The sequence below is a fragment of the Bradyrhizobium sp. SZCCHNRI3043 genome (assembly GCF_032377735.1).
Taxonomy (GTDB): Bacteria; Pseudomonadota; Alphaproteobacteria; order Rhizobiales; family Xanthobacteraceae; genus Bradyrhizobium.
On record NZ_JAUHID010000002.1, the window covers coordinates 561,843 to 573,353 of the forward strand.

Here is an 11,511-nt window from a genome sequence, read left to right on the forward strand (position 1 = left end):
GGTATATCGAGGCGGATAGGACCGCAATGATCTTTGTTGCGAGAGCCACTTCGCAGTTCTCCTCGACGATCACAATCCGTCTTCCAACGCAAGACGTGTCATGGACGACCTTCGGTCGCTGCGGCGCTCCAAAAAACGCTTTCGCTTTTCCAGAAAATGTGCTCTACTGCGTCCATCCTGCTTCGCCACGAGGGGCGTATCGCGATCGTCACGACACGTGAGGCGGGGAGGCGATGGCCGCTTGTCTGCCGCAGCGTGCTTGCACGCGGACGAACGGCAGCTGGCGGACGTGAAGTCGTGTGGTCCTGGCGCCGCGACGCTGGCGCCAAGCTTTCGGGCGATGATCCCGAGGGCGACGGTGGCTAAAGAGCCGTACACCGGGGAGATCACGGTATAAGCGTGAAGACCATCGCGCGGGGAATGCCGGGATGTCTCGGCTGAACCTGTGGTTCCTGCCGCCTGCATTTTTTTCGCAGGCGGGCCATGGGGGCGGCCAGCTCCCGGCATTCCCTGCGCCCTCGTGTTTCGCGAGGGCTCATCGATCCCATCAGCCCGGGCGCGCTGCGTCGCGGGATCTCGCCGATGCGCGCCAGAAGGCTCAGCCTGCGCGCGCGCGAGGCAGAACGAGCGGGAGGACGCCCCATGAGCCGACGAGCGACCTTCCCAGTGGCCGTTTGCCCAGCGCCCGGGTGCTCGCGCCGCAGCCGGATTTGATCTACACGGGGGCGTTTATGATGGACCATTCATGACGTCTCGCGCGCACCGGCGCGGGGGACAATCCGGAGTTGCATATGTCGCCCAGCCAAGCATCGCCCCTGACCCTCGTTGCGGAAGCGGCCGAGATCCTGACCTCGCTCGGCGTTGCGCCGGAGCGGCTGCGCGGTGGGACGCGCGCCGCGCGTTCGCCCGTGACCGGCGAGGTGTTGGCCCATGTGCACGACGACACCAGGGCGGATGCGACCGCGGTGATCGCGCGCGCCCATGCCGCGTTCTTGCAGTGGCGCCTCGTGCCCGCGCCGAAGCGTGGCGAGCTGGTGCGGCTGTTGGGCGAGGAGCTGCGCGCCCACAAGGCTGCGCTCGGTCGCCTGGTCTCGATCGAGGCCGGCAAGATCGTCTCCGAGGGGCTCGGCGAGGTCCAGGAGATGATCGACATCTGCGACTTCGCCGTCGGCCTGTCGCGCCAGCTCTATGGGCTGACCATCGCGACCGAGCGCGCCGAGCATCGCATGATGGAGACCTGGCATCCCCTCGGCGTCACCGGCGTGATCTCCGCCTTCAACTTCCCGGTGGCGGTGTGGGCCTGGAACGCGGCGATTGCGCTGGTGTGCGGCAACAGCGTCGTCTGGAAGCCGTCGGAGAAGACGCCGCTGACCGCGCTCGCGACCGACGCGCTGCTGGTGCGCGCGCTGCAACGTTATCGCCGCGAGGGCGGTGAGGCGCCGGAGGGGCTTGCCGGCCTGCTGCTCGGCGGCCGCACGGTCGGCGAGATGCTGGTCGACGATGCCAGGGTGCCGCTGGTGTCGGCGACCGGCTCGACCGCCATGGGCCGCGTCGTCGGCGCCTGCCTTGCCGGCCGCTTTGCCCGCGCCATCCTCGAGCTCGGCGGCAACAATGCCGCGATCGTCACGCCGACGGCCGATCTCGGTCTGACCCTGCGCGCCGTGGCGTTCGCCGCGATGGGCACCGCGGGCCAGCGCTGCACCAGCCTGCGCCGCCTGTTCGTGCATGCCGACGTCTACGCCCAGCTCGTGCCACGGCTGAAGCAGGCCTACGCCTCGGTGGCGATCGGCAATCCGCTGGAGCAGGGCACCCTGATCGGCCCGCTGATCGATCGCGGCGCCTACGACGCCATGCAGGACGCGCTGAGCGCCGCGCGCGATCACGGTGGCCGCGTGTTCGGCGGCGAGCGCGTCGCCGTCGGCGGCTTCGAGCAGGCCTATTACGTCCGGCCGGCGCTGGTCGAGATCGAAGCGCAATCAGGCCCGGTGGAGCGCGAGACCTTTGCGCCGATCCTCTACGTGATGCCGTATCGTGATCTCGATGCCGCGATCGAGCTGCACAACGCCGTGCCGCAGGGCCTGTCGTCGTCGATCTTCACCAATGATCTGCGCGAGGCCGAATTGTTCGTGTCCTCGCGCGGCTCCGATTGCGGCATCGCCAACGTCAATATCGGTCCCTCGGGCGCCGAGATCGGCGGCGCGTTCGGCGGCGAGAAGGAGACCGGCGGCGGCCGCGAGTCCGGCTCGGATTCATGGAAGGCCTATATGCGCCGGGCCACCAACACCGTGAACTACGGCCGCAGCCTGCCACTGGCGCAGGGCGTCAAGTTCGACGTCGGCTGATCGATGCGATGGGCCTTCCTCATCGGCGGAACCGCTTCGATGGGTCGTGCGTTGCGCGCTGAGAAGGAGATGCACCATGGCAACGAAGAAGAAGGCCTCGACCGCAAAGTCAGCGCGCGGACGCAAGCAGGATCGCGCCCGCGTCGCGGGTGGACAGGACTACGAAGTCCGCTACGAAGCCAAGAAAAGCGGCCGCTCGTCGTCCGCGGTGAAGAAGGCGGTCAAGAAGGTCGGCAACAGCCGGAAGAAAGTCGAGCGCAAGCTTACGCGCCAGTGACGTCAATGTTGCTTCGGCCGCTCCGGCGGCCGAAGCGATCCCCTCGCCCAGCGGAGCGCCTTGGGCGAGTGCAGCGGATCGGGCCCATCGCAGGTCGGGCAAGTAAGCTCGCGGCGCCCGCCCTTGCCCTCGCGCACCGCGAGCGCGCGACCGCAGGTCGGGCATGGCTTGCGCAGCAGCCACGGGACCGGATGATTCGGCATGATGGCGTCTCCCGCTGGAGGCCTCAGGCTAGGGCATCTTGGGGTAGCTGCGGAATCACTTATTTGAATCGCGGCGGATCTTCCGGCTCTCCGTGCCGTGAACAATCAGGGCAGGTGTCGCCGGTCGCGGCCAGGACGTCCTCGATCGCCGCGACCGCTTCCGAGCTACGCAAGCCGCGTGGCGGATCGTCGCGTGCGATGCGAAGCGCAAGAGACAGCGCATGCGGATCGCCGCGCTCGCGCATCCAGCCGTGCTGTTCGCATTCGACGATCGCGCCGGCCTCGCGCAGGGTGGCGACCGCCCAGCGCTCGAGACGCTGGCTCTTGGAATGGTGTGTGACGGCAGTCTGCATCGGCCACGCTCTCCCGCCGGGAGAATCCATGAATCGGCGGGTGTTTCCAGGCCCATCCTGCAGGGCAGGGATTCCAAAATGGAGGGGCTGGCTTGCCGCGGATTGTTCGGCGGTCCGGCTTGAGATTGCCGCGGGCTGGGGCCATCCTTGACGGAGTACGCGTGAAACGGATGCAGACCGGAATGCAGATCAAGGCCAACGAGGATTTGCTGCTCATCATCGATGTGCAGAACGATTTTTGTCCCGGCGGCGCGCTCGCCGTGGCCGACGGGGATGCCGTTGTGCCGGTGATCAACCGGCTGAGCGGGAAGTTCGATCACATCGTCCTGACCCAGGACTGGCACCCGGAGGGACACAGCTCGTTCGCCTCGAGCCACCCGGGAAAGACGCCGTTCGAGTCCGTCACGATGCCCTACGGGCCGCAGACCTTGTGGCCGGACCATTGCATCCAGGGCACGCCGGGCGCGGCCTTCCATGCCGATCTTGCGACCGACAAGGCGCAGCTCATCATCCGCAAGGGCTTTCGTGCCGCGATCGATTCCTACTCGGCGTTCTTCGAGAACGACAAGACCACGCCCACCGGCCTCGCCGGCTATCTGCGCGAGCGCGGCCTGAAGCGGGTTTTTCTCGTCGGTCTCGCCACCGACTTCTGCGTGCACTATTCGGCGGTCGATGCGCGGCGGCTCGGCTTCGCGGCCATCGTCGTCGACAACGCCTGCCGGGGCATTGACCTCGGCGGCTCGATGGCGGCGGCCAAGGCGCAAGGCGCGGAGGCCGGGGTCGAGCGGATCGCCGAGCTGGCGTGATGACAATGGACTACGCCGCCGCGCCGATGGTCGGCTCGGCGATGGCGCCGGCGACGCGAACACGGACGCGCAGCGCGTTGCCGGGGAGGTAGGCGATGGGCATGTCCTCGACGTCGACCGTCTTGAGCGTGTCGGGGGCGGCGCCGGCCTGCACGGCGCGTGCCTCGGCGATGCCGCGCGCGGCGGCGATGGCCTCGTCGCGGGTGAGGTCGCGGAAGACCTGGTCGGCCTCGCCGGAGACCTGGGCGATGGCGGCGCCGACCGCATTGGCGCAGTCGCCATGGTCGACGCGGACGATGTTGGAGATGCCGGCGAGGCGCTCCGGCACCAGGAAGGCACCGCCGCCGACCGCGAGCAGCGGCACGTCGCCGGCCTCGGTCTTCATGCGGTCGATGTCGCCCTCGAGCTTGCGGTGGGCGTCGGCGAGCGCGGCGTCGATCAGGCCTTTCGGCAGATGCGCGACGCGCGATCTGTCGCCGATGTCGATCAGCCCCGCCGCGACCGCGATGTCGGTCGCGGTCAGACGGTCGCCGCCAAATACCAGCGCGTCGGATGTCAGCCGGTATCCGACGCTGAGCGGGCCGACGCGGACCGGATCCTGCTCGACATGGCTGCCGCCGCCGAGTCCGATCGAGAGCAAATCGGGCATGCGGAACAGCGTGCGGACGCCGCCGACCTCGACGACGGCGTTGGCCTCGCGCGGAAAACTGTGGCGCAGCTGGCCGATGTCGCTGGTGGTGCCGCCGACGTCGACCACCATGGCGTCGTCGAGGCCGGAGAGATACGCGGCACCACGCATCGAGTTGGTGGCGCCGGAGGCGAAGCTCATGACCGGGAAGGCGGTCGCGATCTCCGCCTGCATCACGGTGCCGTCGTTCTGCGTCAGGAACAGCGGCGCATCGATGCCGGACTCCGCGATCGCCTTGCGGAAGGCGGCGACCGTCGTGACCGCGAGGTCGTGGAGCGCGGCATTGAGCAGGGCGGCGTTCTCGCGCTCCAGCAGTCCGATGCGGCCGAGGTCGTGCGACAGGGTGACGGCGACCTCGGGGCAGATCTCGGCGAGGATCTCGCGCGCAGTGTTTTCGCAGCTCGGGTCGAGCGGCGAGAACGACGAGGCGACCGCGACCGCGCGCAGGCCCTTGGCCTTGATCGCGTGCGCGGCGGCCCTTAGTCCGGCCGTGTCGAGCGGCATGAAGGGGCGGCCATCATAATCGTGGCCGCCTTCGAGCATGAAGGTCTCGGCGCTGACCAGCGCGGCGAGATCGGCCGGCCAGTCGCAGAACGGCGGCAGCGAGGCGGAGGCGGGCATCCCGATTCGGATGGCGCCGATCCTCTGCAGGTGCCGCCGCTGCACCACCGCATTGATGAAATGCGTGGTGCCGATCACGACCGCGTCGACCGGCACGGCCGCCGCGGGATTTTCTCGCAGCGCCTTGAGCGCGGCGAGAATGCCGGAGGTGACGTCGGCGGTGGTTGCGCTCTTGACGGAGTGGACGACCTCGTCGTCGGCAATCAGGACGGCGTCGGTGTTGGTGCCACCGACGTCAATGCCAATCCGCTTCATTCTCAGGGAGCTCCAGGGGGCGCAAACAGCGACCGGAAATCGAGGTCATAGCCGAAGGCGCGCGGGCCGACGAATTCGAGCCCGCGCGGGCTGGTCAGCACGGCCGGTGCGGGCAGCGCGATCACGGTGACGCGCTGGCCGTAGCGCACCGTCTCGGTGCCGATGCCGTGGCCGTTGACGCTGTCGAGCACGCAGATCAGGTCCGGCGACATCGCGATGGCTTCGCCATCGCGCCAAGCCACGATCCATTCGTTCTGGAACGACAGTTTGAGCCGGGTGCCGCGATCGTCGTCGCTGCCTTCGACGACGGCGCTGCCGCGCAGAAAGCCCTCGGTGGTACGGCGCTCGACGTCGACGATCTTGCCGCTGAACAGCCGCTGGCCGCCCTCGCAATCGAGGATCGCCGCGATCGGATCCTGGTGGCTCCGGTTCGCAGCCTCGACCGCACGGCCGATCGCAATCGCCTTGGTGGTGGTGAAATGGATGCCCCAGTCCTTGACCTCGCGGCCCGTGCGCGGCGCCTTGCTGGTCGAGGCGATCGAGCCCATCTCGACGCAGATCTTGCGGCTGGCGCGCTCCATCCACTTCCAGCTCGGCACCTTGGTCACGACGGCCTCGATGCCGCGCGGATCGTAGAGCGTGCAGGGATAGGGCTTGAGGTCGCCGATCGCGACCGACGTCATCTGCGCCTCAGGAAAGGCGCGGCCCATGCAGTCGGCGTCGACCACGGGGATGTTCAGATGCGCCGCCGCCATCAGCGCCTGCATGCCGTTGCCGCCGCCGATCTCGACCGACATCACGGCGCGAAATGTGATGCCGTTGATCTCCTCCTGCATGCGCACCGCACGCGCGATGCTGCGGCTGTCGGCCAGCCGTTCCTGCCCGACCAAGGGGGCGCCCATGTTGGAGACAACGGCGACCCAGTCGTCGTCTGCGAGGTCGAGCGGCGACATCATCTGCACGCGATGTCCTTCCGCATAGAGCCGGCGCAGGTTGAGCAGGCCGAGATAGGGACTGCCGCCACCGCCGGTGCCGAGGATCCAGGCGCCGACCGCGAGCGCCTCGATGTCGTCGATGCTGATCGTCTTCATGACGGCTGCGCTCACGGCACGAGCTCTTCGACGCTGCTCTGTGACTGCAGCGCACGGTACTGCTGCGGGAATAAGAATCTAACGTTCACAATATCAATCCTCGAGAATGACGAGATCGGCCGGACGCCAGTCGAGCGTGACCGTTTGACCGGGCGCGTGGAGCGGACCAGCTCCGGAATTCGGCTGTTGCGCCAGCACGTGCTGTCCGCTCTCCAGGGCGATGCGGTACAGCACCGCGCCGCCGAGGAAATTGGTGCTCTCGACGGTGCCGCGCACGGACATGCCCGTCCGCTTGGCATCGGCCACCTCGGCTGGCGACACCGATATCTTCTCCGGCCGCAGCGCGACCGACAGAACCTCGCCCTCGGCTGCTGCGACCGTGTCCGCCAGGGCCAGCACCAGACCGTTGCCGACGGCTATGCCGACGCCATTGTCCAAGGTCACGCGCTGGCCGCGAAAAATGTTGGTGTCGCCGATAAAATCCGCGACGAAACGCGTTCGCGGCTGATCGTAGATCTCGACCGGGGTACCGATCTGCTCGATGCGGCCGGCGTTCATGACCGCGATACGGTCCGACATTGCCAGCGCCTCTTCCTGGTCGTGGGTGACGAACACGAGGGTGAGGCCGAGCGTCTTCTGCAGCTGCTTGAGTTCGAACTGCATTTGCTGGCGCAGTTTCTTGTCGAGCGCGCCGAGCGGCTCGTCGCAGAGCAGCACGCGCGGCGAGATGACGATGGCGCGGGCGAGCGCGACGCGCTGCTGCTGTCCGCCGGACAGTTGCGCCGGCCTGCGGTTCTCCAGGCCTCCGAGTTCAACCATCGCCAGCGCTGCCTTCACCTTCGCGGCAATCGTCGCCTTGTCGATCTTGCGCATGCGCAGGCCGAAGGCGACGTTCTCGGCCACGGTCCGGTGCGGAAACAGGGCGTAGTTCTGGAACACCATCGCCATGTCGCGCTTGTGCGCCGGCACATGGGTGATGTCGGCGCCGTCGAGGCGGATCTCGCCGGCGCTTGGGCTGTCGAAGCCGGCGATCATGCGCAGGGTGGTGGTCTTGCCGCAGCCGGACGGGCCGAGCAGCGAAAAGAACTCGCCAGGCCTGATGTTCACGGCAACCGCATCGAGTGCGCGTACGCCGCCGTCATAGATCTTGCTGACCGCGGCGATCTCGATGGCAGCGCTCATGCGCGGAAGATCCGGTTGACCCGGCTGTCGATCTCGTCTTTTCGTGCATTGTACCACTTCCAGTCGACCTGGATCAGCTTGCTGACCTTCTCCGGCGTCGTCAGCAGCTTGGCGTCATACTTGGCGTCGAGCTTGACCTTCTTGTTGGCCGGCGAATACCACACCGTCTCGGCGAGGCGCTTTTGGACCTCGGGGCGCAGCATGTAGTTGATATAGGCGTTGGCGAGCTCCTTCACCTTGCTGCCGGGCGTGATGCTCAGCACTTGCTCGAGCGACAGCACGCCCTCGTTCGGCGTGACGAAGTCGACCGGCTGGTTCTGACCGTCGTAACGATAGATGCCGGAATCATGCAGGATGCCGAGGCCGACCTCACCGGACAGGATCAGCTTCTCCATCGCGCCGGTGAAGTCGACCAGCTTGATCGGCTTCAGCTTCTCCAGCGCTCCATAGGCGGCGTCGAGGTCGGTCTGGCCCTTGCCATACAGCGCGCCGCACATCATCACGAACGCCTGTCCCAGGCTATTGGCTGGGATCACATAGCCGCCGCGCGCGCCATTGAATTTCGCATCCCAGTAGTCTTTCCACGACGTGACGCTCCCATAGCCCTTGTCGGTGCGCATGCCGAGACCGATGGCGCTGGTGAAGATGCAGACGCCGACGATCTTGTCGCTGACGGCGTAAGGATAGACGTCGGCAACGTTCGGAACCAGCTTGGGGTCGACCTTGGGCTCGACGAGACCCATCTCCACGGCCGCCCACTGCTCGTTGGAGTTGGTGTGCAGCACGTCGTAGACCGGGGCCGAGCGTGAGCTCGCCTGCAGTTTTGGCAGGAACGGCAGCGCGGTGTCGGTCTTGAGCTTGCACTTGAACTCGCTCTCGAAGGCCGGACCGATCTCGGCCTTCATCACGTCACCCCATTTGCCACCCCAGCCGGTGACGTTGAGAACGAGCTCATCCGCACGCGCGACATAGGGAGCAGCGACAACGCCGGCGCCGAGCGACGCAGCCGCGGTCAGCAGGCGGCGGCGGCTCAGAGGAAAACGACGCGATGAGGCGGTCATGTCCGGGATCTCCCTTAGAGTTTGACGTAGGAGCGAAGACCTACGGTGCGGTCGAGCGCGATGACGACGATGAAGGCGAGCAGGATCGAGACCACCGAGGCCGCGCCGATGGTGCCGTCGAGATCGAACTTCAGATAGTTGAACAGCGTGATCGGCAAGGTCTCGCTACCCGGCGCGACCAGGAACAGCGACACCGGAAACTGGTCGAACGAGACGATGAAAGCAAAGATCGCGCCTGCCAGAACGCCGGGCTTCACCAGCGGCAGAGTGATCTCGAAGAAGGCCCGGGTGGGGCTGGCGCCGAGATTTTGCGCGGCTTCCTCCAGCCTGACATCGAAATTATGCAACACCGCGAGCGTGGTGCGCACGACGTAGGGAATCGTCACGAGCGTATGGCCCGCGACGAGGCCCCACAAGGGACGCCCGACATCGAGCAGCACGTAGGACTGGAACAATGCAAGACCGGTCAGGATCGCGGGCAGCATCAGCGGCGACAGCATGGTCGCCACGATCAGCCGAGAGCCTGGCAGGTTGCCGCGGGCGATCGCCAGCGCGGCCGACGCGCCAAGCACCGTGGCCGCGACCGTGGTCATGGCCGCAACTTCGATGCTGAAGAGCAGCGTGTGCATGAAGTCGCGCGAGGCGAAGAACTTCTCGAACCAGCGCAAGGAGACGCCGACCGGCGGAAACTGGATGAAAGGCGTGGGGTTCAGCGCGAACACGATCACGATCGCGATCGGCGTCAGCAGGAAGGCGAGGATGCCGGTATTGGCGGTGAGATAGAGCCTGCGACCCCACCGGAGCGGCCGCGTCTTGCTGCGAAGGGCAGGTGTGGCCGCCAGATCGATCGGCGCAGCAAGCGGCGGCCGCGATCCTGGAGCAAGGCTCGTCATATTGGCCCTCATTGCAGCTCGCGCTGGCCCGAAACGAGGCCGAGCACGTGATTATACGCGACAACGAGCGAGAGCGAAATGATGAGCAGCACCATGCCGAGCGCAGCCGCGAATCCGACGTTGAAGTTCGCGGAGATCTGCTGGTAGATCAGGATCGGCAGGGTCATGATCTGGAAGCCGCCGAGCAGGATCGGCGTGACGTAGGCGCTGATCGCGAGCGCGAAGACGAGCAGCGAACCGGCGAGGATGCCGGGCAGGCTGAGCGGCAGGGTGATTTCGAGAAAAGCGCGCCACGGGCTGGCGCCGAGATTCTCCGCCGCCTGCTCCAGCCGCTCGTCGATGCGGCCGATCACGCCAGTCAGCGTCAGCACCATGAAAGGCACATAGATGTGGACGAGGCCGATGATGATGCCGGTCTCATTGTACATCAGCTGCAACGGCCTGGTGATCAGCCCGAGCGCGGTCAGGATCTGGTTGATGACACCCTTGTCGGACAGCAGCGTCATCCAGGCGAAGGTGCGCACCACGATGCCGGTCAGCATCGGCGCCAGCACGGCCATCAGCAGCAGCGCATGGCCGGTGCGGCTCTTGATCCGCGCCATCCAATGCGCGAGCGGGTAGCCGATCACGAGCGCGGCCAGGGTCGTCCAGAGGCCGATCCGGATCGTGGTCCAGATCACCTCGAGATAGTAGCCGTCATCGCCCATGCGGGCATAGTGCTTGGCGGTGAGGGCGACGTTCGGCATGACCACGGGGTTGCCGGTCAGGACGCTCATCAGCGCCATCAATCCGATCGGCAGGAAGAAGAACAGCGCGAACAGCAACGCGCTCGGCAGGATCAACAGCGCCATGCTGTTGACGCGCGGCGCGCTGCTGCTCGTCATCAGGAGGCCAGTCCGGCCAGTTGCTCGATGGTCTGGCCGAGCGGATCGCCGGTCATGCGCCGCAGCTTGGCTGCCATTGCGCCGAGCTCGCGGCGGACGTTGGCGCGCTCGATCTCGGTGGTCGCCTGCACCGAATAGGAGACGGCGATGCCGATCAGCTCACCGCTCTCGCCGCTCGCCAGCGCAAAGCCCTGCGAGCCGACGCCCTCGATGGCCTCGTCGGCGGCGTCCGAGATGCCGGTCCGGCGGATCTCGTTCAGCCGCGCCATCAGCTCGGTGAAGTTCTGCGGCGAGTTGGCCGGGACCTTCGGGTAGTCGAGCGGCACCCGCGCCCGGATCTCCTGGTCTGACAGACGCGCCAGCATGGCGCGGCCGTTCGAGGTGATGATTGCCGGCGTGCGCTGGCCGGGCGGGTTGACGACGCGCAGCGGATTGGAGCCGGGCACGATCCGCAGCACCACCTGCTGATAGCCGTCGAGCACGGCGATGTAGCCGGTGTGGCCAGTGCGCGCGCAGACATCGCGCAGTTCGCCCTCGGCGGTGGCGATCAGGTCGTCATGGGCACGGTGAAGCCGCCCGAGCTCGAAGGTCAGCAGGCCCGGGCGGTAGCGTCGGCTATGCGGGTCCTGCTCGAGCAGGCCGCAATCGCGCAGCGAGCGGAGCAGACGTGAGGTCGAGCTTTTCGGCTTGCCGGTCAGGACCTGGACGTCGGCAAAGGAGAGGTCGGGTCGCGCGGTCGAAAAGCAGCGCAGGATGTCGATGGCGTTGGTCAGGGCGCTCATGATGATACCGTTTGTTCCATTTTTTGGAACATAGTCTCAAATTCTAGAAGCGGCAGGGCGACTGCCGCAAGGC

General features: G+C 66.7%; 12 protein-coding genes. 3 read left to right on the plus strand and 9 right to left on the minus strand.

The window, feature by feature from the left end; translation table 11 throughout:
- The first annotated feature begins 791 nt into the window (after nucleotides 1–791).
- Both QX124_RS08390 and QX124_RS08395 read left to right on the plus strand, forming a co-directional pair.
- Nucleotides 792–2,342: an aldehyde dehydrogenase family protein gene (locus tag QX124_RS08390; RefSeq protein WP_315774195.1), complete on the plus strand. Its 1,551-nt coding sequence runs from the start codon at nucleotides 792–794 to the stop codon at nucleotides 2,340–2,342.
- 76 nt (nucleotides 2,343–2,418) lie between these two features.
- A complete protein-coding gene (locus tag QX124_RS08395) occupies nucleotides 2,419–2,619 on the plus strand; it encodes a DUF3606 domain-containing protein (protein WP_315774193.1) in 201 nt (66 codons plus the stop codon).
- A 2-nt stretch (nucleotides 2,620–2,621) separates the two neighbouring features.
- On the opposite strand, the gene QX124_RS08400 is transcribed toward QX124_RS08395, so the two are convergent.
- Together QX124_RS08400 and QX124_RS08405 are read right to left on the minus strand one after the other, a co-directional pair.
- The gene (locus QX124_RS08400) at nucleotides 2,622–2,822 is read right to left on the minus strand and encodes a hypothetical protein (protein WP_315740927.1); all 201 of its coding nucleotides are present in this window, start codon (nucleotides 2,820–2,822) and stop codon (nucleotides 2,622–2,624) included.
- Between the two features lie 59 nt (nucleotides 2,823–2,881).
- Complete coding sequence (locus QX124_RS08405) at nucleotides 2,882–3,175, minus strand: hypothetical protein (RefSeq protein ID WP_315774192.1); 294 nt, start codon at nucleotides 3,173–3,175, stop codon at nucleotides 2,882–2,884.
- 170 nt (nucleotides 3,176–3,345) lie between these two features.
- On the opposite strand from QX124_RS08405, the gene pncA reads away from it, so the two are divergent.
- Complete coding sequence (gene pncA, locus QX124_RS08410; RefSeq protein ID WP_315796925.1) at nucleotides 3,346–3,981, plus strand: bifunctional nicotinamidase/pyrazinamidase; 636 nt, start codon at nucleotides 3,346–3,348, stop codon at nucleotides 3,979–3,981.
- 10 nt (nucleotides 3,982–3,991) lie between these two features.
- Here the strand turns inward: pncA and QX124_RS08415 are convergent, their stop codons facing one another.
- The 7 genes from QX124_RS08415 to QX124_RS08445 form a co-directional block, all read right to left on the minus strand.
- Entirely contained in the window at nucleotides 3,992–5,545 is a 1,554-nt protein-coding gene (locus QX124_RS08415) for a hydantoinase/oxoprolinase family protein (RefSeq protein WP_315796884.1), read from the minus strand.
- Between the two features lie 2 nt (nucleotides 5,546–5,547).
- Nucleotides 5,548–6,651 (minus strand): DUF917 domain-containing protein, encoded by a 1,104-nt coding sequence (locus tag QX124_RS08420; RefSeq protein WP_315796885.1) that lies wholly within the window; start codon nucleotides 6,649–6,651, stop codon nucleotides 5,548–5,550.
- A gap of 78 nt (nucleotides 6,652–6,729) precedes the next feature.
- A complete protein-coding gene (locus QX124_RS08425) occupies nucleotides 6,730–7,818 on the minus strand; it encodes an ABC transporter ATP-binding protein (RefSeq protein WP_315774187.1) in 1,089 nt (362 codons plus the stop codon).
- On the minus strand, nucleotides 7,815–8,879 hold the full coding sequence (locus tag QX124_RS08430; protein ID WP_315796886.1) for an extracellular solute-binding protein: 1,065 nt from the start codon (nucleotides 8,877–8,879) through the stop codon (nucleotides 7,815–7,817). Before QX124_RS08430 ends, QX124_RS08425 begins: the two co-directional genes overlap by 4 nt.
- 14 nt (nucleotides 8,880–8,893) lie before the next feature.
- Nucleotides 8,894–9,772 (minus strand): ABC transporter permease, encoded by an 879-nt coding sequence (locus tag QX124_RS08435; protein ID WP_315796887.1) that lies wholly within the window; start codon nucleotides 9,770–9,772, stop codon nucleotides 8,894–8,896.
- A gap of 8 nt (nucleotides 9,773–9,780) precedes the next feature.
- Nucleotides 9,781–10,656, minus strand: coding sequence for an ABC transporter permease (locus QX124_RS08440; protein WP_315758074.1), 876 nt, complete (start codon nucleotides 10,654–10,656; stop codon nucleotides 9,781–9,783).
- Nucleotides 10,656–11,438 (minus strand): IclR family transcriptional regulator, encoded by a 783-nt coding sequence (locus QX124_RS08445; protein ID WP_315740919.1) that lies wholly within the window; start codon nucleotides 11,436–11,438, stop codon nucleotides 10,656–10,658. Before QX124_RS08445 ends, QX124_RS08440 begins: the two co-directional genes overlap by 1 nt.
- Between the last annotated feature and the right edge of the window lie 73 nt (nucleotides 11,439–11,511).